Here is a 21,217-nt window from a genome sequence, read left to right on the forward strand (position 1 = left end):
TCAGGTCGTAGGGAGTTTTATGGTCGCTACTAAACCACCTTGAGGGTTATTTTGCAATACAAGTTCCCCATTGTGGGCCGCTATAGCCTTGTTGGCAATCGCTAAGCCTAAACCGGTGCCGCCACTATCGCGGCTGCGCGCAGAGCCAACGCGGTAAAAGGGTTCCTTGAGATGAGCAAGCTCATGCTCAGCAACGCCAGGACCATCGTCGCTAATAGACAGTAGCATTATCGTGTCTATCCACTGCAAGCTCACTTCAATATGCTGATTGGCATATTTGATTGCGTTACGCAGTAAGTTATCGCAGGCACTGGCTACCACTTGGGGGTCAATGTTGAGGAAATGGCTATCACTGAGCTCAGCAAGAGAGAGCTGCTTATGCTCAGAGTCGGCCTCGAACTTGGCGTCGGCAAACACTGGAGCCAGTAACTCACGCACACTGATGCGCTGGCGCACAATACTTTGTTGACGATTTTCTAGCCGTGAGAGCATCAAAATACGGGCAATAAGAGTATCAAGCTGCTTGGCTTCTTTTTCTATGCGCTGCAGTTGTAATAAGGTTGCGCTATCGGCACTGTCTTGGGCTAATGCACAGGCGAGCGAGAGTCGCGTTAATGGCGAACGTAGCTCATGAGAAATATCACCCAACAACGAACGTTGACTATTCACAAGGGTTTCTAGACGCGCCGCCATGGCATTGAACTCGTCGGTGAGAACGCCAAGCTCATCATGGCGCACGTTACTCGGCGCACGACTTTGTAAATTACCTGCGGCGATGTCTTTCGCGGCGCTTCGCAGCGCATTGACCGGTGTGATCAAGGTACGGGTAAACAGCAAACTCAACAATAAAGAGGCACCCAAAGCCACAACTACTTTAAGCCAAGTAGGCATGAGTTTGAGCCGCAATAACCAAGGTAGCTTGCGACCGGGGCGCAGCTCATACAGCTGATATTGCCCGTCCGGTAGGGTGATCAGCAAAGGGCCTAATGCTTGAAAGTGCTCGTGGAAAATCATTTGTGGTGCCATGCTCTGGCGAAAATTAAGCTCATTGAGGCCAATGTCGTGGGGCGGGGTGAAGTTCTGTAGCGCTTTATCTTGGTCAACAGAATACAGATAAAGCTGCTTTCTTTTGGTAAAGCGGCCATGGTTGATGAGCTGCTCAGCGCTGATATCGTGTTTATTAGCACTGCGCTCAATGGCATGCCCTAAGCGCTTTAAGTAGTGCGCATCGCCACCGCGTAAAGGCTCATAAGACAGTTCACTGAAGCTCATCGAGCTTAGCCCGGCAAGCAACGCGAAGGTCGCGGCTAGGGTGAGCCAAAACCACAAGAATATTTTCACATAGAGTTTGCTAAACAATGGCCGCATTTACGCATCTCCCACCAAGACGTAACCGGCACCGCGTAGCGTGCGAATACGCTCGGCCTCAATATGTTCGGCTATTTTCTTGCGCAAGTTACTGACATGCATGTCAATAGAGCGGTCATATGGCGCTAAGCGGCGGCCCAACACTTGTTCACTTATTTGCTCTTTACTGATCACGGTGCCCGGTTGTTGTAGTAATAAGTGCAAAATAGCAAACTCAGTGCCGGTGAGTGCCAAAGGCTGTGTATTGGCGCTGACGCTGCGGCTATGCATACACATATCCAGACCGGCAAACTGTAAGTCCTGACGAGGCTTAGTGGCATTGATATGCTCGATGCGTCGAGTAATAGCCTTGACGCGGGCGAGCAGCTCTCGGTGGTTGAAAGGCTTGGGGATATAGTCATCGGCACCGAGCTCTAGGCCAAAAATACGATCAAAATCATCGCCTTTGGCGGTCAGCATGATGACTGGCATCAGCGATTGAGCTCTGAGCCTTTTTAAGACCTCGAAGCCATCTAACTCTGGCAGCATGACATCCAGTAATAACAGATCAAAATTGCCAGTTTCGGCAAGCTCCAAGCCTGTTTTTCCATCATGCGCACAGGTCACTTGGAAATGCTGACTCTGTAGGTATTCGCTGAGCATTTGCGCCAGTTCAGTATCATCGTCGGTTAGTAAAATATGCATGTCATTCCCAATACGTATACAGCGACAACGCTATACTACCTTATCCCTTGCCAGCAGTGTGAATCCTTTACATAACCTTTACACCGCCCTGACAGTGCTTTGCGTTGACGGCGCTATGCTAGGCACTGTGAATTGTTTTCAATCAGGACAAACAAGGAGTCCACAATGAAACTAGGTAAGAGTATCAGCGCGACGTTGCTTTCTTTAGCCTTGGCATCCAGCGCCGTGTTTGCTGGTCAAGGCGGTCACCACAACCATGGTGAGCGTGGTATGTTTAACAAACGTATGGCCAATTATTTACAGCTTAGCGAGCAGCAACAGAGCCAAATCGACGCTATTTTAGATGCGCAAAAGCAACTGCAGCCGCAGCGAGGCCAGCGTGGTGACATGAAGCAGCAGCTAAATGCCTTAACGAACACCAATGCGAGCTTCGATGAGCAGGCTGCGCGAGCGTTAATCCAAGATCAGCAAGCTAAACAGCTTGAACGTAAGATTGCACGGTTACACACCCAGCATCAAATATGGAACTTACTCACCGAGCAGCAGCAACAAAAGTTGCAGGAACTCAAGGAAAAGCGTCAGTCGCGCGGCCATCATAAGCGTGGTCATTAAAATTTTATGTCAGTGCACGTAAACGGCCCATTGGGTCGTTTTTTTGTGCGGACATTTTCAGTGACTTGCGTTTAAGTGCTAGTAAGCAATAGCAAATTTTGTTATCAATAATAACGTTGAGCTATGACTCGATAGCTTACTAAAGTGTAAATGCTTAAAGTTGATCAGGTATCTCGTGGTTTTTTCCCTCCCCTGAGCCACTGAAATAACCATTATTGATGCTGTATTAGGGTAGGGTCCAAGTTTACGGAGCGAACACAATACAGAGGCTTCGCGTATTAAAGGACTAAGTTGTTGGAAAAACAGAAGTGGTATAAAAATCCAGAAATGCTCATTGCGCTGACCGCGCTTTTTATTGGCTTAATTACGGCCTTTATCTCTATTTATTCTGCGTACATAGATCGCGCCTACGCGAAAGCTTCTGTGTGGCCAAAAGTAGAGGTTTTCAGAAGCAAAGGAAAGGATCGCTTTAGTTATGGTGTGGCGAATAGAGGCACGGGCCCGGCCATTATTAAGTATGTAAAAGTCAGTATCGGTAAGCGGTATTTGCAGCGGTGGTCGGATTTACCTGAGTTCGACTCCATTTACCAATCCCATATAAGTTCAACCACGCTTCCTGCAGGCGAAATGTTAAAGCCCTTGGTATACAAAGGGGAGGATGTAGAAAATATCTTAAAGATAGATAAACGCCTCGAAATCGAGCTGTGTTACTGCTCAATTTATGACGACTGTTGGGTGGTGAGTCGCTCGCTTCAAGCCCGCCCTGTAGAGCAGTGTGAGGTAAACCCTAAGCAGGCTTTTTTACAATAACGACTGATGTGTGAAAGTCGTGGAATAAGGGACTTCAGTGCACGGCACAGTTACAGTTGTCTATCTGAGTATCACCACTAGGCGTGTGCGATAGACAAAAAGATAGACAAAAAAATACGCGGCCGTTGAGGGCCGCGCTGACGGAATAATTTCCAGCTTCCTGCCGGGATTGGAGCAAGTCCAATGTTCCTTTACTCACCGTAGTGAGCGCTACAAATCGCTTTGTAGGTTCATCCTTGTCCACTTCCTGTATAAACCTGTGATACACATCCAAGTCAGTCGCATGTGGTTCGCATTATGACTGCTATGATTGTTTAGCTCATCCTGTACTTCCTGTGATATGTACATCCTGCACATAATCCTCAGTGGAGCTATCACTGACAAATCCTTCGCTGTCCTTATTCACATTTCCTTTGTGAGCTGCGTTCACTCGCCTGTCCTATACTCAACCTTGAGTATCACGTCCGGTGTGCTCGGCATCCTGCCTATTTTTCCTTTGCTGTCCTTAAAGTAGCAACTCCTTTGCGTTATGCATCCTGCATCTGTCCATATTGGCATCTTGCCGTTTTCCCTTGACTATCCTTAGAATAACAATTCCCTTGTGTTATGCGTCCTGCACCTGTCCTTCTATGGCATCTTGCCAAATCCTACCGTCCTGTCTGCGTGTCCGTTGCGTTACGCGTCCTGCGCCTGTCCTTGAACTTCCGGTCCGTCCTTTGAGGTTGGCTTTCCTTAACTTTATCGCCCATATGCCCTTACAAGCGATGGAGACAGTATAAGGATGAATTAGGTACAGGTCAGGTAGTGGTAACAAAAACTGATTTAGTAAAATAAACGAAATAATTAAAAATCCATTAATTATCAGTGCTTTGTGTATTTTTGCGTGCTGTTCTTTATCGCAAATGACGCAATAACCTGATGCTATGTGAGATATATCTCACAGTAATTCGGGCAAAGATGGAAGTTGTTCAGCTGGTGTTTATGTTGTGATGATGGTGCTGTACTTTTGCGGTGCAAAAGATATGATGCGCTTGAGAATTATTTTTATCTATTGGAGGCTTTATGAAAAAAGCATTGGCTTTGGGCTTGGCATCGTTACTCACTACGTTAACAGCCGCTCCCACCTTGGCGCAAGACAGCGTCAATATTTACTCGTTTCGTCAGCCTTTTCTTATTGAGCCCATACTAGAGAAGTTTACAGCACAAACGGGAATAGAGACCAACGTGGTGTTTGCGAAAAAAGGGCTTATTGAGCGCTTAAAGCGTGAAGGCAAGCATACTCGCGCTGATTTAGTACTTACCTCTAATTTTAGTGCCTTAATGCAACTAGACGATATGGAGCTAACGCAAAGCATTAATAGCGACGCGGTGGCCGACAATATTCCTGCTAGCTTCCGCGACCCCAATGGGCAATGGGTGGCATTAACCAAACGGGTGCGCAATGTCTACTCGTCAAAAGAACGTGTGGGCCAGTTAAGCAGCGTGCGTTATGAAGACCTGGGCAGCGAGCAATTTGCAGGTAAGGTGTGCATGCGCTCAGGCAAGCACCCTTATAACTTGGCGTTGGTCGCATCTATGATTGCCCATCATGGCGAAGCGCAAACCAAGCAGTGGTTAACCGCGTTAAAGCAGAACCTTGCCCGTAAACCGCAGGGCAACGATCGAGCGCAGGTTAAGGCCGTAAAAGAAGGGCTGTGCGATGTGGCCATCGGTAACAGCTATTACTTTGGAAAAATGATGCAAGACGAGCAACAACGTACTTGGGCTGATGCCGTTTATATTAACTTTCCTAACCAACAAGACCGAGGAGCACACGTTAATGTCTCCGGCGTTGCCTTAACAAAGTATGCTAAAAACAAGGATAACGCCTTGAAACTGATCGAGTTTATGACCGACAATACAGCGCAAAATATGTATGCCTCTGTGAATATGGAATACCCAGTGAAAAAGGGTGTGCCATTGTCTGAGTTAGTTGCCTCTTGGGGTGACTTTAAAGAGGACTCTCTGCCTTTATCGGAAATCAGTAAACATCGTCAAACGGCGTTGAAGCTGCTCGATGAGGTAAAATTCGACCTTTAATTACTGGGTATTGATGCGCTTTAAATTCTCGCTGTCATCGTGGCAGCTTATTGCGTGGACGACAGGCTTAGGCCTGTCGTTACCGTTAGCTTTCCTTATTTTTGAGTCCTTGCAAAGTGATCCTAACGTGTTTAACCACCTCTGGGATACGGTGCTGTGGGATTATACCCGTAATACCTTAGTGTTGATCCTCGGTGTAGCGCTACTGAGTTGCTTGATTGCGTTGCCTTTAGGGTGGCTGGTCGCCTGCTGCGACTTTCCGGGGCGAAAACACTTTGAATGGGCTTTGATGCTGCCCTTAGCCATGCCTACCTATCTTATTGCCTATGTTTATACCGACTTACTGGATTATGCTGGTCCGGTGCAAATCCAGTTACGGCAGTGGTTTGGCTGGCAGTCGCCGGATGATTACTGGTTTTTTGATATTCGTACGCTCGGTGGCGCAATTGTGATGATTGCGTTAGTGCTGTACCCCTACTTATTCTTAATTTTTAAAACCGCGCTGAAGGAGCAGTCTCATAAGCTGGTTCAAGCCGCCCATATTATGGGACACGGCCCAGTTGCAGGCTTTTTTAAAGTCAGTCTTCCTTTAGCTCGAGGGGCGATTGTCGCCGCTATAACCTTAATTAGCATGGAGGCGATGGCGGATTTTGCCACCGTCAATTACTTTGCTGTAAGCACCCTAACGACAGCGGTGTACGATACTTGGTTTGGGTATTATTCATTAACCGCCGCTGCGAAAATCTCAGGGATCATGCTGCTCATTTTGTTTTTGGCTATCATTATTGAGCGTTATTCGCGCCGCAACCGCGCCGTATTTGAGCGCCAAACCCAGCTAAGCGGTGAGCCTCTTTATACTCTCAAAGGAGCTAAAGCGTTGGCAGCCACAGGCTTTGCCTTAGTTATTCTGGCGCTTGCTTTCGCTATTCCGACGGCGGTGCTGGTTAGCTACGCGTTTAATTATTTTGACCAAGCGTGGAATGATGAGTTTTTCCTCTATGCCTGGCAAAGCCTAAAAATTGCCACTATGGTCAGCATCCTCGCCATTACTCTGAGTATTCTTGTGGTGTACTACCAACGCTTGAGTACAGCACGATATACACTGTGGCCTGGGCGCTTAGCCAGCACTGGATACGCCTTACCTGGCACCGTTTTAGCCATTGCGGTGCTGTTACCGCTGACTAGTTTAGAAGTCGGCATTAATGATTGGCTCGCCCAATATGACTATCAACCAGGGTTATTCTTAAGCGGTACTATATTTGCCATCGTGTTTGGTTACTTGGTGCGATTTTACGCCATTGCCCATGGCGCCATAGAATCAAGCTTTAGCCGCATTAGCCCGAGCTTGGATATGGCCAGCCACTCAATGGGCCGCAATGAGCGACAAACCTTACTTGGCGTGCATATTCCCATTCTTAAACGCGGTATCTTAACCGCTGCCTTATTAGTGTTTATCGAGTGTATGAAAGAGTTGCCAGCAGCATTACTGTTGCGGCCATTTAACTTTGAAACATTGGCGACCCATGTGTTTCAGTATGTGAGCGATGAGCAATTAGAGCTGGCTTCAGTGTCGGCACTATTTATTGTATTAGTGGGGCTACTGCCCTTGTATTTTATTAACCGCTCAATGGAGCATTCTCGGTCATGACAGCGCAACTAGAATTAGACAACATTAGTTTCGAATACGCTGAGCGGGCGGTGGTCAACAATTTAAGCCTGACCTTAGCAGACGATGAGATTTTGTGTTTGCTAGGCGCCAGCGGTTGCGGCAAAACAACCACACTAAAAGCCATTGCTGGGCTTATACGCCCGCATAGAGGGGTGATCCGCTTAGGGAAAGAGGTACTGTGTAGTGACCAGCATTGCGTGCCCCCACAGCACCGCAACATGGGTATGATGTTTCAGGATTACGCGCTGTTTCCACACTTAACCGTGGCGCAAAACATAGCCTTTGGTTTAAAGGGCATGAGCAAAGCAAACAAACAGCAGCGGGTCGCGGAAATGCTCGCATTGGTGCATCTAGATGAGTGTGGAGGGCGTTATCCACACCAGCTTTCAGGCGGCCAACAGCAACGTGTTGCCATAGCTAGAGCGCTGGCATACAAACCTAGCCTATTGCTGCTTGATGAGCCGTTTTCGAATATTGACCATCAGGTGCGTTTTCAACTAATTGCTGACATTCGCCGCATTATTAAAGACCAGCGCGTCTCTGCTATTTTTGTTACCCACTCCAAAGAAGAAGCATTTGCCTTTGCCGACACATTAGCGGTCATGCACAACGGACAAATTGCGCAGCAAGGTACGGCGAAACAATTATTCCAGTACCCTAACTCTAAAGTCGTGGCAGAGTTCTTAGGCACGGGTGTGTATATTGATGCCACTATCGTTGATGCCGAGCATGTACAAACGCCCTTTGGTATTGTGCGCTCTTTACAGCCTTTGCCATCATCGGGGAAGGGGCAAGTGTATGTTCGTCCTCACGATATGCAATTGATTGGTGATGAACACGGTGAAGTGACGTTACTATCACAGCGTTTTGTCGGCACAGAATACGTTTATCGCGTCAGCGTGTTTGCTCAAGAAGTTGAAATTCCTGCTAAAGCTGAACAAGAGTTTTTGCCGAGTCAGAAGCTATCGCTTACAATTACCCCACACTCTGTGAATTTCTTCGCTGATTAAGCGCGAATTCATAGCCTGTATGTAGCCGCGCAGGCGGCTTAGCGCTCGTAATAGGCGCTGCTAACAATAACAACGAAAGGAATGATAACTTAATGCCCAGAGCGCAATCCGGTGTGTGCGCGCAGGCCAATTTGCACGGCTTGCACTTGTTTCTCAATGTCCTTGATGGCCATGATCACGCAGTTAAAAGTAAGCTCGCACAGTTAGTGGACCTGCAAAGCGAATACGATGATCGCTTCTCTGAGGCCATGGTTTCCAGCTTTGTCGCCATAGGTGCGCAGTACTGGCCGCATTTTCATCCCGATGCCATGCCTGCAGAATTAGCGAGCTTTCCGAGTATCCCCAACCGTGACCACCACGTGCTAGCACAGCCGTTTGATTTGTTTATACAAATTCGCTCGGACCGAGAAGATGTCAATCATCTATTTGGCCAGCGAGTATTGAAGCTGTTAGGCAGTGATGTGGAGCTTGTCGAGGAGATCACCTGTTATCGTTTTTTAGACGGGCGTGATTTTAATGGCTTTCTTTACGCTCCGGATACGCCTCATGGGCGGCAAAAAAACCTCACGGCCCTCATTAATGACCCCGGCAATGATTTTGTAAAAGGCAGTTATGTGCACGTCCAGCGCTTTACCCACAACCTCAATGCCTGGCAAGCGCTCAGTATTGAAGAGCAAGAGTTGGTGATTGGCCGTACTCGTCTGGATGCCGAGCTGCTAATGCCGATTAATGCCAACAGTCACGCGGCGCGCTCAGAGTTGAAAGATGAAAAAGGCGAGCCGCTGTTACTGCACCAAGGCATGCCTTTTGGCACCATGACCAAGCAAGGCTTGTTGTCGGTGACCTGCGCCGCCAGTGGCGACGCGTTTACGCAAATGCTGAAAAGTCAGCTAGGGGATCATCATCATTATGATGCTTGGCTGGACTTTACCCAGGCCGACATGGGCTCAGCGTTTTTTGCCCCCTCGGTGGATTTTCTAAAGTCGTTAGCTACACGTTCTCAAACAGCTTACGCACCCGCTCCAGAGTAATATCAATTTCTGAGACTTTGGCGGGGGCAATAAAGATGGTGTCATCTCCGGCTATGGTTCCCAGCACGCCATCGGCCTTACCGAGAGAATCGAGCAAGCGCGCGATTAATTGTGCTGCCCCCGGGCTGGTGGTGATGATGATCATCATCTCATTGTGAACAATATCCAGCACTAATTGGCGTAGTGGCGACTTTGCAGTGGGAACGGCTAATTCTGCGGGTAAGCAATAGACCATTTCTTGTTTGGCGTTGCGTGTACGCACCGCACCAAACTTGCTGAGCATGCGCGAAACTTTGCTTTGGCTGATGTTATCGAAGCCTTGTTCTTTTAAGGCATCAACAATCTCTCCTTGTGAGCCGAAATTTTCTTCTTTTAGGAGGGCTTTAAAGGCTTTTACCAAGGCTTCTTGTTTTTCTTGCGCGTGCATAATAATGGTCTTTGTAGCTTAAAGTCTTATCATTCTACCCAAGAACCGGGGTTATTTCATCCAAGGCACTGAGGTTTACAGTGAAGTTTACGACTATGGTCGAGATTATCGTCAAAATAACGCGGATAAATTTGTCTTTATCGGCGCTTTTCATTATCTTTAAGGCCACCAAAAGGTCAGATGACCCAAATCTTGATAACCCAATCTCGTTATTTTACGGAGAATTAAAATGAAAGTTGCCGTTTTAGGTGCTGCCGGTGGTATCGGTCAAGCGCTCTCTTTGCTACTAAAAAATAGCCTTCCTGCTGGTTCTGAGCTTGCTCTATACGACGTAGCCCCTGTGGTTCCTGGTGTTGCAGTTGACCTATCACACATCCCAACTGCGGTTGATGTAAAGGGCTTCGGTAAAGAAGACTTAGACGCAGCACTAAACGGTTGTGACATTGTTTTAATCCCAGCGGGTATGCCGCGTAAGCCGGGCATGGATCGCGCTGATTTGTTTAATGTAAACGCCAGCATTGTCCAGACGCTAGCCGAAGGCATTGTTAAAAACTGCCCGAAAGCCATGGTCGGTGTTATCACTAACCCAGTCAATGGCACAGTGCCAATCGTTGCTGAAGTATTCAAAAAAGCGGGCACTTATGACCCTGCACGCGTATTTGGTGTAACCACACTTGACGTGATCCGTGCAGAAACTTTCATTGCTGAGCTAAAAGGCTTGAACGTGAACGACGTGAAAGTGCCAGTAATTGGTGGTCATTCAGGAACGACTATTCTTCCTCTACTGTCTCAAGTAGAAGGTGCGAGCTTCTCTGATGAGGAAGTTGCTGCGCTAACTAAGCGTATCCAAAACGCCGGTACCGAAGTTGTTGAAGCAAAAGCCGGTGGCGGTAGCGCTACACTTTCCATGGGCGCAGCTGCAGCGCGCTTCTGCTTGTCACTAGTCAAAGGCATGCAAGGTGAAGATGTTATTGAATACGCCTATGTTGAAGGCAATGGTGAAGACGCACAGTTCTTCGCTCAGCCGGTACGTCTTGGTAAAAATGGTGTCGAAGAGTTGCTTTCTTACGGTGAGCTAAGCGCCTTTGAACAACAAGCCAAAGAAGACATGCTAGGCACCTTGAATAAAGATATTCAAGAAGGCATCGACTTCATGAATAAGTAATAGCCACCATGGCCGTTACTTCATGATATTGGCTAATAGCGATATCATGCTAAAAGCCCCTATAGTTCTGCTGTAGGGGCTTTTTTGTGCATTTATTTCCTTTCTCCTTACTGGTCTGACCATTTGTCGCTAAGCGTAAATTACTTTAATTTGCGCGCATATCCACCATAATTGGCTGAATAAAAATTGATGTGAACTGGGTCAATTTTGACAGCTTGCGGTGAATTTGATACCTTAACCGCACTTTTTGGTATGACCAATTTACCCAAAGCATAAATCAACGATGTCATTGAAAGTAAAAGCAGCGAAATTATCGGACGTGATCTTGGCCCAGCTTGAGAATATGATTCTTGAGGGATCGCTGGCACCAGGGGAAAAGCTTCCGCCTGAGCGTGAGCTGGCTAAGCAGTTTGAAGTATCACGCCCATCGCTGCGTGAGGCAATTCAAAAACTCGAAGCCAAGGGGTTGGTTACGCGCCGCCAAGGTGGTGGCACCTTTGTAAAGAATCAATTGGAAGAGGGCTTAAGTGATCCACTGTTTGAGTTGATCAGTAAGCACCCAGAGTCGCAGTTTGATTTGCTTGAGTTTCGCCACGCCCTCGAAGGTATCGCCGCCTATTATGCGGCATTACGCGGGACTCAAAATGACTTTGTAAAGGTAAAGCATAGCTTTGAAAAAATAGCGCAAGTAAGTGATGACCTGAGTGCCAAAGCGAAAGCTATTAACGCTTTTCACTTTTGTATCGCTGAAGCGTCTCATAACGTGGTGTTACTGCACTTAGTGCGTGGCATGCAAGCTTTACTAGAGCAAAACGTACTGCAAAACTTGCAGGTATTGATGAAGAAAACCGCCGTGTCGCAGCAATTAGCGCAGCACCGCAAAGTGTTGATGGACGCCGTCATTGAAGGCCGCCCAGAAGAGGCACGCCTGGCCAGTAATGCGCACTTAGCCTTTATCGAAGAAGCCTTACTGGAAGCAACGAAAGAGCATTCGCGTATTGAGCGCTCTTTGCGACGTACCAGAGCACAATAAATTCGCTGTGAGCCTCAGTTGAGCATCGCGCTTAAGCTGGGGCTTTTTGGCATTTTAAATTCGTATTTTAAACATAAGGAAAACTCCATATGTCTGAAGTCAATAACGTTGACGTAGACGCACTCGAAACCCAGGAATGGCTACAAGCCCTTGAGTCGGTTGTGCGTGAAGAGGGCGTTGAGCGAGCTCAATACATCCTTGAACAAGTGCTAGAGCAAGCACGTCTTGATGGCGTAGATATGCCAACTGGCACTACCACAAACTACGTCAATACCATCCCCGCTGACCAAGAGCCAGCGTACCCAGGTGATGTGAACGTTGAGCGTCGTATCCGCTCTATCATTCGCTGGAATGCGATTATGATTGTTCTGCGTGCCTCGAAAAAGGATCTTGACTTGGGTGGACACATGGCGTCTTTCCAATCATCAGCGGCATTTTATGAAGTTTGCTTCAACCACTTCTTCCGCGCGCCAAATGAGCAAGACGGTGGTGATTTGGTGTATTACCAAGGTCACATTTCACCGGGTATTTATGCACGTGCCTTCGTTGAAGGACGCCTGAGCGCAGAGCAGCTTGATAACTTCCGCCAAGAAGTAGATGGAAAAGGGTTACCTTCATACCCACACCCTAAGTTGATGCCTGAGTTTTGGCAGTTCCCAACTGTGTCTATGGGTCTAGGCCCTATCGCTTCAATCTATCAAGCTCGCTTCCTCAAGTATCTTGAAGGTCGTGGCCTGAAAGACACCAGCAACCAACGCGTTTATGCCTTCCTAGGTGATGGTGAAATGGATGAGCCAGAATCACGGGGCGCAATTTCCTTTGCCGCTCGTGAAGGTCTGGACAACTTATGCTACCTAATTAACTGTAACCTGCAGCGTCTAGATGGCCCAGTTATGGGTAATGGCAAGATTATCCAAGAGCTTGAAGGCCTGTTCAAAGGGGCTGGTTGGAACGTCATCAAAGTCGTGTGGGGCAGTGGCTGGGATAAATTACTGGCTAAAGACACCACCGGTAAATTGCTACAGCTGATGAACGAAACGGTTGACGGCGATTACCAAACCTATAAGTCAAAAGACGGTGCTTATGTGCGCGAGCACTTCTTCGGTCGTTACCCAGAAACAGCAGCTCTTGTTGCCGATATGACCGACGACGAAATCTTTGCCTTAAAGCGCGGTGGTCACGAGCCATCGAAGCTATTCGCAGCCTTTAAATCGGCGCAAGATACCAAGGGCCGTCCTACGGTGATCTTAGCGAAAACCGTTAAAGGTTATGGTATGGGCGATGCCGCCGAAGGTAAAAACATTGCTCACCAAGTGAAGAAAATGGACATGACCCACGTGGCTCACTTACGTAAGCGCCTAGGGTTAGAAGATCTTGTTTCCGAAGATGAGCTTAAAGACTTACCGTACCTGACCTTAGAAGAAGGCTCAAAAGAGTACGAGTATATGCACGCCCGTCGTAAAGAGTTGCATGGTTACACGCCAACGCGTTTGCCTAATTTCAGCGAACAGTTGCAGTTGCCGCAGATGGATGCGTTCAAGCAATTACTTGAAGAGCAAAAGCGTGATATTTCCACCACCATGGCATTTGTGCGTACTCTTAATGTATTGCTAAAAGACAAAGGCATTGGCAAAAACATTGTGCCAATTATTGCCGATGAAGCACGTACCTTCGGCATGGAAGGCTTGTTCCGTCAAATTGGTATTTATAATCCACGGGGCCAAAATTACAGCCCGGAAGACCGTGATATCGTTGCTTACTATAAAGAAGACCAAAAAGGTCAGGTGTTGCAAGAAGGTATTAACGAGCTCGGTGCGATGTCCTCATGGGTTGCTGCAGCGACCTCATACAGCACTAACGACCTACCGATGATCCCGTTCTACATCTACTACTCGATGTTTGGTTTCCAACGTGTAGGTGATATGGCGTGGATGGCTGGTGACCAACAAGCTCGTGGCTTCTTACTTGGTGCCACCGCAGGGCGAACAACGCTTAATGGTGAAGGGTTGCAGCACGAAGATGGCCACAGCCATATTCTAGCGAACACCGTGCCGAACTGTATTTCTTATGACCCAACCTTCGGCTATGAAGTCGCGGTTATCGTTCAAGATGGTATTCGCCGTATGTATGGTGAAGACCAAGAAAATATCTACTACTACCTGACGTTGATGAACGAAAACTATCATCAGCCAGCCATGCCAGAAGATGCGGAAGAAGGGATCCGTAAGGGTATTTATAAGCTCGAAAGCTACGAAGGCAACAAGGGCAAAGTACAGCTATTAAGCTCGGGTACGATCATGAACGAAGTGCGCAAAGCAGCGCAAATTCTAAGTGATGACTACGGCGTTAGCTCAGATATATTCTCGGTAACCTCGTTTAATGAGATCACCCGTGATGGTCAAGAAGCCGACCGCTATAACATGCTGCACCCAGAGGCAGAGGCGAAAGTGCCGTATCTGCAAACTGTATTAGGTGAAGAGCCTGCGATTGCGGCTACCGACTACATGAAGAACTACGCCGAACAAATTCGTGCCTTCATCCCGGCTGAGTCATATCGCGTACTGGGTACCGATGGCTATGGCCGCTCCGACAGCCGCGAGAATCTGCGCCGTCACTTCGAGGTGAATGCAGGTTACGTGGTGGTTGCTGCACTAACAGAATTAGCGAAACGTGGCGATGTAGAAAAATCTTTGATTGCAGAAGCAATCAAGAAGTTCGACATTGATGCCGACAAGATTAACCCGCTGCACGCTTAAGGGGTTTGCAAATGAGCATTGAAATTAAAGTACCTGATATTGGTGGCGATGAAGTTGAAGTCACCGAAGTGCTTGTCTCGGTAGGCGACAAGGTTGAAGTTGAGCAATCTTTGATTACCGTAGAAGGTGATAAAGCCTCTATGGAAGTACCTGCCAGCGAAGCGGGCGTAGTAAAAGAGATTAAAGTGAAAGAGGGCGATACCGTCTCTACCGGCACTTTGATTATGATTTTCGAAGGCGAGCAAGGCAATGCCGATACCGAGCCAAGCGAGGCGGCAGACAGCAGTGATGACAACAGCGGTGCTAGCAATCAAGCCGGCGCCGAGGTGGAAATTACTGTGCCTGATATTGGTGATGACGAAGTTGAAGTCACCGAAATTATGGTCAGTGTTGGTGATAGCGTTGAAGAAGAACAATCAATTCTTAACGTTGAAGGCGATAAAGCTTCTATGGAAGTGCCTGCGCCACAAGCTGGTAAAGTTAAAGAAATCAAAATCAATGTCGGCGACACCGTAAAGACAGGGTCGCTGGTATTTATCTTTGAAACCGCAGGCGGTGGCAGTGCCGAGAGTCCAAGCTCGAGCGATAGCGACAAGCAAGAAGCGAAAGCAGACAAAGACAGCGGCAGTGTTGAAGTTAAAGAAGTGACGGTGCCGGATATTGGCGGCGACGAAGTGGAAGTGACCGAAGTGATGGTCAGTGCCGGCGACACCGTTGATGAAGAGCAGTCGATTCTTAACGTTGAAGGCGATAAAGCTTCTATGGAAGTGCCTGCTCCTTTTGCCGGCAAAGTAAAAGAAGTGAAAGTTGCCGTGGGCGATACCGTGAAAACGGGCAGCTTAATCTTTACCTTTGAGGTGCAAGGCAGTGCCCCTGCACAGCAACAGGCTCCGGCTAAGCAACAATCAACAACTGCAAGCGGCGCGCAACCGCAAGAGCACAAGGCCAGTGGCCCAGCGCCAGCGAAGCGTGAAGACTTCGTTGAAAATGCTGATTATGCCCATGCTTCACCGGTAGTGCGCCGTTTGGCCCGTGAGTTTGGTATTAACCTAGCGAAAGTCAAAGGCACAGGCCGTAAAAACCGGGTGTTAAAAGAAGACGTGCAAAACTATGTGAAAGACTTAGTGAAGCAAGTTGAATCCGGTAGCGCAGGTAAAGGCGGCAGCGGTGCCGGTGTCGACTTGATCCCATGGCCAAAAGTCGACTTCAGCAAGTTTGGTGAAGTCGAAGAGAAGAAGCTATCGCGCATTCAAAAGTTGTCTGGTGCTAACTTACACCGTAACTGGGTACATATTCCTCATGTAACCCAATACGACGAAGCCGATATCACCAGCTTAGAGGCATTCCGTAAAGAGCAAAACGCGCTGGCTGAGAAGAAAAAGCTGGGCGTTAAAATCACTCCATTGGTGTTTGTGATGAAAGCGGCAGCCAAGGCGTTGGAAGAGTTCCCAACCTTTAACTCATCACTTTCAGAAGACGGCGAGAGCTTGATTCTGAAGAAGTATGTACATATCGGTATTGCGGTTGATACCCCAAATGGCCTCGTTGTTCCTGTGGTTCGTGATGTCAACAAAAAAGGCATTATGGAGTTATCACGCGAGCTGATGGATATCTCCAAAAAGGCCCGCGATGGTAAGCTAACCTCAGCCGATATGCAGGGCGGTTGCTTCACCATCTCTAGCCTCGGTGGCATCGGCGGCACTGCGTTTACGCCTATCGTCAATGCGCCTGAGGTGGCTATTTTGGGTGTCTCTAAGTCAGACTTTAAACCGAAGTGGAATGGTAAAGAGTTTGAGCCGCGCTTAATGGTGCCGCTAAGCTGCTCTTACGACCACCGTGTTATTGACGGTGCGCTGGCAGCACGCTTTACTGTGACTCTGGCAAATTACCTAAGCGATATTCGCCACTTGGTAATGTAAGCCATACAGATAATGAACTTTAATCCCAGTAATCGGTTTTTACTGGGATTTTTTTAAATTGCAATGATACAATCTTTGCACAATTTTTGTGAGCGATGGCATGTTGACAGCAAACCGTGTCATTGCTTCCCGTTCGGACAAAATAAGGTAATAGCATGAGCAACGAAATCAAAACACAAGTCGTTGTACTAGGCGGTGGTCCTGGTGGTTACTCTGCGGCATTCCGTGCTGCGGATTTAGGTTTGGAAGTGACCCTCGTTGAGTCACGCGCGACCCTAGGTGGTGTGTGCTTGAATGTCGGTTGTATCCCTTCAAAAGCACTTCTACACGTTGCTAAAGTGATTGATGACGCGAGCGAAATGGCGTCACACGGTGTTTCTTTTGGCAAGCCTGAAATTGACCTAGACAAGATCCGCGATTGGAAGGACTCTGTTATTGGTCAGCTGACTGGTGGCCTAGACGGCATGGCAAAAATGCGTAAAGTGAAAGTCGTGAGCGGCTACGGTAAATTCACTGGCAGCAATACCATTGACGTAGAAGGCGATGACGGCAAAACCACCATCACTTTTGATAATGCTATTATCGCGGCTGGTTCACAGCCGGTGAATCTACCTTTCATCCCTGAAGACGAGCGTGTTATTGACTCGACTGGCGCGCTTGAGCTGAAAGACGTACCAGAAAAACTATTGGTACTAGGTGGTGGTATTATCGGTCTTGAAATGGGCACTGTATACCGCGCTCTTGGCTCACAAATCGACGTGGTCGAATTTGCTGATCAGCTAGTTCCGGCAGCGGACAAAGACGTTATCAAGATTTACCAGAAGTACGTTAAAGACAAGTTCAACGTTATGCTATCGACTAAGGTAACCGGTGTTGAAGCGAAAGACGACGGTCTATACGTTACTTTTGAAGGCAAAAATGCGCCGGCGGAGCCTGTGCGTTACGACAAAGTATTAGTTGCTGTCGGTCGTACACCAAATGGTAAGTTGGTTGATGCCGACAAAGCCGGTGTTAACGTTGATGAGCGCGGCTTTATCAACACCGATAAGCAAATGAAGACCAATGTTGAGCATATCTATGCCATTGGTGACATCGTTGGCCAGCCTATGCTTGCTCACAAAGCTGTTCATGAAGGCCATGTTGCCGCTGAAGTAATTTCTGGCAAGAAGCACTATTTTGATCCTAAGTGCATTCCTTCAATTGCCTACACAGACCCTGAAATTGCATGGGTTGGTGTCACTGAGAAAGAAGCAAAAGAGCAAGGGCTGAATATTGAAACAGCGGTATTCCCATGGGCTGCTTCAGGTCGTGCGATTGCTTCATCACGCACCGAAGGTCAAACTAAACTCATTTTCGATAAAGACACAGATCGTCTTATCGGTGGTGCAATGATCGGTATCAACGCTGGCGAAATGCTGGGTGAGATTGGTCTAGGTGTGGAAATGGGCGCCGATGCCGAAGACATCGCTTTAACCATCCACGCGCACCCAACGCTTAATGAGTCAATCGGTCTCGCGGCTGAAATTTTCGAAGGGTCAATCACTGACCTACCGAACAAAAAAGCTGCGAAAAAGAAGAAGTAAGCTTCTTCAACTGAATTTAAAAACCCGGCTTAGTACCGGGTTTTTTTATGTTTGCATATGACCAAAGCGCGGTTGCTACCATCACTACCTATACATTAGCGGCACTCGCGGGTGTAGCTTGGTTTTATCAGCTCCTTGGTCATGGTTTTTATTACCTTACACCAGCGTTCGGTGGCCTTTGCTTGGTGCTTTTTCGCCATTGGCCCTTGAGTCAGTGCCGCTTTATGCGCCGCCAGCGCCGTGTAGTGGTAGGCGGCAACGTTGAACTGCGCTTGAGTTGCAAATGCGTGGTTTATACTTTCGACATTCTCCAGTGTGTCATCAATAAAGGCGATATTACGAATTTGCTTATCGGGTGATAGCGTGTCGTTGTACTGGATCACAAAGCACAGTAGGTTTTTGCCTTTATCTTGGCCTGCTAAATACATCACTCCTTGGCGATAGGAAATGCGACGCTGGCTGTCACTATCACACGATGAGTAGGGGCTGGCTTTACTAGCAAGTCCTGCAAACTTGGGCGCATGGGTGGCAAAAAAGCTCAGTAAATTGCCGCCATCTGGTAGTGTTAAGTCGGTAAACTGGTCTTCTGTAGCAGAAATCGTTTGGTTACCACGTGCCGTCTCAACCATTAGCCTCACCCCTTGACTGCTTAACCGTGCCAATATGGCGGGGACGTTATCTCGAGTGTAAACCATGGTGTTAAGCGCAAATAATAGGTCTGAGGCTTCAATAAGCTCCAGACTTGTGTCGGCGACACGCGGAGCTGATTGTGCAGTGACTAACTCACTTTGCCACGCATACCAAGCGGCCCCACCGAGATACTGGCACTCACTCGAGGATTGGTCGTCAGCGCAGGCGATCATCGTCAGCGTATCGTCGTTATCCATCACTACCAGAGTGTTTTCTGGCTCGCCCCACTGCATTACTTGCTGCTCTAGCATAGCAAACGAATCGGTGGTTAAAATGCTCTTTGCTGACTCAGCATACACATGGGTGCTCAGAGTCAGGGTGGCGATGCCTGTAAGTAAGGCATAGTAAGTCAAAGATAAAAAGCGCATGGCATTAAGCTCCTGCTAAATCGTCGAGTATGTGGCCAGCACCTTGAAACGCCAAGGCGGCGATCGTCAATGTGGGGTTACCCGTACCAATGGTTGGAAACACACCGCTTCCTACCATATACAGGTTAGCATGGTCCCATGATTGTTGGCGGTGGTTAAGCACCGAGGTCGCTGGGTCATCCCCCATGCGATAGGTGCCAACGATATGCCCTGCGCCATAAAACTTAAAATTATGTAAGGTGCCACTGTCATCCTGGTATTGGAATTTTGTCGCCGAGGCATCCTCGGCATTACTGAGGTTGGGCTCGCCGGGGTCTTGAGTATATTCGGTGGCGCCTAATTGGGTGAACAACTCTGTGGTAATTTGTTTCGCCGAAACAAATGCCTTACGCTCGTAATCGGATGCCAAGCGGTAGGTGACCTTGGGTCTTGGCAAGCCAAGGTTGTCCTTCAGCGTCGAAGATAGCTCGACTCGGTTATTGGCATCGGGGAGTTGCTCAATTAGGTAACCTAAACGCAGTTGACGGGTGTAGGCCTGATTCAAGGTCTGCACCAGTTGTTGACCGAACAACTTACTATTCGCCGGTAAGTTATCATCTAAGCGTAGCTGTTGTCCTTGTTGATTCACCGAGTTGCCGTTCAACTGACTATTGTTCTGCCCAAATATGAAATCAGCGAGCGTCGTGCCGGGATCATTAGCGGCCCATTGCCAGCCCTCGTTACCAATCTCGATGCGATAAGCTGAGCGCTGTTTACGAAAGTCGCCATCGCGCAGCGATTCAATGCCACCTGTGGAAAGTGGACCGCGATACGGGTAAATTGGCTTTTCCGCTAGTCCCCAGCCTAAATACATAATATGGTCCATGAGGTTGCGGCCCACCTGATCGCTGCTGTTAGCAACCCCGTTTTCGAAGCCAGGGTTTTTATTCGACATAAGCAGTAGTTTCGGAGTTTCAATAGCGTGCGCGGCAAGCACAAAGCGTTTGCCAGTGACCGAACCCTGACCAGTGGCAATGCCGTTAGCATGGGTATAGCTGATGTAATCAATGGCGCATACCTGTTGGGTCGTGCTATCGAGCTGGATATTGCTTGCCACATGTTGATAGCGGATCTCAACGTTGCCGGTTTGCAGTGCTCGAGCCAAGGTCACGGTGGCATCATATTTAGCCTGAATGGGGCAAATAGGTATGCAGTTGGTGTTGCCGGCGCATTGGCGGCGCTCACCGGGGCGAGAGTTTCGTCCCTGTGGCGTTGGCGATACATAGACTTCATTGCCCTCATATTTCATGCCCAAGGTGGCATGCTCGTAGACTCTGTCTTGTAGGGCAGGGACGATCCCCGGCATGGGGAAATCATAATGAGCGCCGTAGGTGCCGCTGGGGTCGACGCCAAACTGCTCATACAGGCGTTGCATCCGCTGTTTGTCGCCAGCGACGTTTATCTCTTGGTCCGCTTTTTCATAAAACGGCACTAAGTCCTGATAAAACTGCTCACCACCGGGCCAATCAACCCCTTGGCCATACAAGGTTTTAAGCTCAAAATCTTGTGGTAACAAGCGCAAGCAGGTGCCTAACCAATGCCATGTGGTACCGCCACCGATGCGTTCGTAGGAGCTGGCAAAAGCAAACTTAGCATTTAAACTCGTGCCGCTGACATTGGCATCTTGCGGTGGATAATCAAAGTAACATTGTGTCGGCTTACGCCAAGCATCCACTTGTAATACTGTGTATCTTGGTGTGTTTTCGGTACTGGGATCGGGTAAGCCAAGGGGATTGTTTAGGCTATTTGCCACCGCATTCTGTGTTGCCGGTGGGTACGGGCTTTCAGGTGTTTTTGCGGCAGCTTTAAAAAATGTATCCATATATTTGGAGCGATCAGCGGGCACGGCAGGTCCGGCCTCTAAAATAAGTACCTTTTTACCTGCTTTGCCAAGCTCGTAGGCGACAATGGCACCTGCGATTCCCGCGCCGACAATCACCACATCATATTCGGTTTTGCTATTCATCATGCTAC

The 21,217-nt window shown here is 48.2% G+C and carries 16 protein-coding genes; 11 read left to right on the forward strand and 5 right to left on the reverse strand.

Annotated features, from left to right (window positions below; translation table 11 throughout):
- Together MHM89_RS08380 and MHM89_RS08385 are read right to left on the reverse strand one after the other, a co-directional pair.
- A complete protein-coding gene (locus MHM89_RS08380; RefSeq protein ID WP_239408588.1) occupies positions 1–1,368 on the reverse strand; it encodes an ATP-binding protein in 1,368 nt (455 codons plus the stop codon).
- Positions 1,369–2,052: a response regulator transcription factor gene (locus MHM89_RS08385; protein ID WP_045980572.1), complete on the reverse strand. Its 684-nt coding sequence runs from the start codon at positions 2,050–2,052 to the stop codon at positions 1,369–1,371. It lies immediately after the preceding gene.
- A gap of 165 nt (positions 2,053–2,217) precedes the next feature.
- Here MHM89_RS08385 and MHM89_RS08390 point away from each other — a divergent pair, with 165 nt between their 5' ends.
- From MHM89_RS08390 to MHM89_RS08415, 6 genes are all read left to right on the forward strand, one after another.
- Positions 2,218–2,664: a Spy/CpxP family protein refolding chaperone gene (locus MHM89_RS08390; RefSeq protein WP_045980573.1), complete on the forward strand. Its 447-nt coding sequence runs from the start codon at positions 2,218–2,220 to the stop codon at positions 2,662–2,664.
- Between the two features lie 294 nt (positions 2,665–2,958).
- Positions 2,959–3,474: a hypothetical protein gene (locus tag MHM89_RS08395; protein ID WP_239408589.1), complete on the forward strand. Its 516-nt coding sequence runs from the start codon at positions 2,959–2,961 to the stop codon at positions 3,472–3,474.
- A gap of 1,062 nt (positions 3,475–4,536) precedes the next feature.
- Entirely contained in the window at positions 4,537–5,553 is a 1,017-nt protein-coding gene (locus MHM89_RS08400) for a Fe(3+) ABC transporter substrate-binding protein (protein ID WP_022945354.1), read from the forward strand.
- 13 nt (positions 5,554–5,566) lie between these two features.
- Positions 5,567–7,201, forward strand: a complete 1,635-nt coding sequence (locus tag MHM89_RS08405) for an iron ABC transporter permease (protein ID WP_151173222.1) — start codon at positions 5,567–5,569, stop codon at positions 7,199–7,201.
- Complete coding sequence (locus MHM89_RS08410) at positions 7,198–8,232, forward strand: ABC transporter ATP-binding protein (RefSeq protein ID WP_239408590.1); 1,035 nt, start codon at positions 7,198–7,200, stop codon at positions 8,230–8,232. The genes MHM89_RS08405 and MHM89_RS08410 overlap by 4 nt, the downstream gene beginning before the upstream one ends.
- A 92-nt stretch (positions 8,233–8,324) precedes the next feature.
- Positions 8,325–9,263, forward strand: coding sequence for a Dyp-type peroxidase (locus MHM89_RS08415; RefSeq protein ID WP_022945357.1), 939 nt, complete (start codon positions 8,325–8,327; stop codon positions 9,261–9,263).
- Here MHM89_RS08415 and argR read toward each other — a convergent pair.
- Positions 9,223–9,690, reverse strand: coding sequence for a transcriptional regulator ArgR (argR, locus tag MHM89_RS08420; RefSeq protein WP_022945358.1), 468 nt, complete (start codon positions 9,688–9,690; stop codon positions 9,223–9,225). The genes MHM89_RS08415 and argR overlap by 41 nt on opposite strands.
- Before the next feature lie 229 nt (positions 9,691–9,919).
- Here argR and mdh point away from each other — a divergent pair, with 229 nt between their 5' ends.
- From mdh to lpdA, 5 genes are all read left to right on the forward strand, one after another.
- Positions 9,920–10,855 carry a malate dehydrogenase gene (gene mdh, locus MHM89_RS08425; protein WP_053910041.1) on the forward strand — a complete coding sequence of 312 codons (936 nt, stop codon included), beginning with the start codon at positions 9,920–9,922 and terminating at the stop codon, positions 10,853–10,855.
- Between the two features lie 283 nt (positions 10,856–11,138).
- Positions 11,139–11,888 (forward strand): pyruvate dehydrogenase complex transcriptional repressor PdhR, encoded by a 750-nt coding sequence (gene pdhR, locus MHM89_RS08430; protein WP_022945361.1) that lies wholly within the window; start codon positions 11,139–11,141, stop codon positions 11,886–11,888.
- 89 nt (positions 11,889–11,977) lie between these two features.
- The gene (gene aceE, locus MHM89_RS08435; RefSeq protein ID WP_239408591.1) at positions 11,978–14,644 is read left to right on the forward strand and encodes a pyruvate dehydrogenase (acetyl-transferring), homodimeric type; all 2,667 of its coding nucleotides are present in this window, start codon (positions 11,978–11,980) and stop codon (positions 14,642–14,644) included.
- Between the two features lie 11 nt (positions 14,645–14,655).
- On the forward strand, positions 14,656–16,563 hold the full coding sequence (gene aceF, locus MHM89_RS08440) for a pyruvate dehydrogenase complex dihydrolipoyllysine-residue acetyltransferase (protein WP_239408592.1): 1,908 nt from the start codon (positions 14,656–14,658) through the stop codon (positions 16,561–16,563).
- Between the two features lie 155 nt (positions 16,564–16,718).
- The gene (gene lpdA, locus MHM89_RS08445; RefSeq protein ID WP_045980580.1) at positions 16,719–18,146 is read left to right on the forward strand and encodes a dihydrolipoyl dehydrogenase; all 1,428 of its coding nucleotides are present in this window, start codon (positions 16,719–16,721) and stop codon (positions 18,144–18,146) included.
- A 95-nt stretch (positions 18,147–18,241) separates the two neighbouring features.
- Here the strand turns inward: lpdA and MHM89_RS08450 are convergent, their stop codons facing one another.
- Positions 18,242–19,204, reverse strand: coding sequence for a DUF2608 domain-containing protein (locus MHM89_RS08450; protein ID WP_045980581.1), 963 nt, complete (start codon positions 19,202–19,204; stop codon positions 18,242–18,244).
- 4 nt (positions 19,205–19,208) lie between these two features.
- Positions 19,209–21,212 carry a GMC family oxidoreductase gene (locus MHM89_RS08455; RefSeq protein ID WP_238319702.1) on the reverse strand — a complete coding sequence of 668 codons (2,004 nt, stop codon included), beginning with the start codon at positions 21,210–21,212 and terminating at the stop codon, positions 19,209–19,211.
- Positions 21,213–21,217 lie beyond the last annotated feature (5 nt).

The organism is Pseudoalteromonas sp. CNC9-20, assembly GCF_022347875.1.
GTDB lineage: Bacteria > Pseudomonadota > Gammaproteobacteria > Enterobacterales > Alteromonadaceae > Pseudoalteromonas > Pseudoalteromonas ruthenica.

What these genes read in the sequence shown, in the direction of transcription:
- MHM89_RS08380 (WP_239408588.1), bottom strand. Translation starts at nt 1,368, where the DNA reads ATGCGGCCATTGTTTAGCAAACTCTATGTGAAAATATTCTTGTGGTTT.
- MHM89_RS08385 (WP_045980572.1), bottom strand. Translation starts at nt 2,052, where the DNA reads ATGCATATTTTACTAACCGACGATGATACTGAACTGGCGCAAATGCTC.
- MHM89_RS08390 (WP_045980573.1), top strand. Translation starts at nt 2,218, where the DNA reads ATGAAACTAGGTAAGAGTATCAGCGCGACGTTGCTTTCTTTAGCCTTG.
- MHM89_RS08400 (WP_022945354.1), top strand. Translation starts at nt 4,537, where the DNA reads ATGAAAAAAGCATTGGCTTTGGGCTTGGCATCGTTACTCACTACGTTA.
- MHM89_RS08405 (WP_151173222.1), top strand. Translation starts at nt 5,567, where the DNA reads ATGCGCTTTAAATTCTCGCTGTCATCGTGGCAGCTTATTGCGTGGACG.
- MHM89_RS08410 (WP_239408590.1), top strand. Translation starts at nt 7,198, where the DNA reads ATGACAGCGCAACTAGAATTAGACAACATTAGTTTCGAATACGCTGAG.
- MHM89_RS08415 (WP_022945357.1), top strand. Translation starts at nt 8,325, where the DNA reads ATGCCCAGAGCGCAATCCGGTGTGTGCGCGCAGGCCAATTTGCACGGC.
- argR (WP_022945358.1), bottom strand. Translation starts at nt 9,690, where the DNA reads ATGCACGCGCAAGAAAAACAAGAAGCCTTGGTAAAAGCCTTTAAAGCC.
- mdh (WP_053910041.1), top strand. Translation starts at nt 9,920, where the DNA reads ATGAAAGTTGCCGTTTTAGGTGCTGCCGGTGGTATCGGTCAAGCGCTC.
- pdhR (WP_022945361.1), top strand. Translation starts at nt 11,139, where the DNA reads ATGTCATTGAAAGTAAAAGCAGCGAAATTATCGGACGTGATCTTGGCC.
- aceE (WP_239408591.1), top strand. Translation starts at nt 11,978, where the DNA reads ATGTCTGAAGTCAATAACGTTGACGTAGACGCACTCGAAACCCAGGAA.
- aceF (WP_239408592.1), top strand. Translation starts at nt 14,656, where the DNA reads ATGAGCATTGAAATTAAAGTACCTGATATTGGTGGCGATGAAGTTGAA.
- lpdA (WP_045980580.1), top strand. Translation starts at nt 16,719, where the DNA reads ATGAGCAACGAAATCAAAACACAAGTCGTTGTACTAGGCGGTGGTCCT.
- MHM89_RS08450 (WP_045980581.1), bottom strand. Translation starts at nt 19,204, where the DNA reads ATGCGCTTTTTATCTTTGACTTACTATGCCTTACTTACAGGCATCGCC.
- MHM89_RS08455 (WP_238319702.1), bottom strand. Translation starts at nt 21,212, where the DNA reads ATGATGAATAGCAAAACCGAATATGATGTGGTGATTGTCGGCGCGGGA.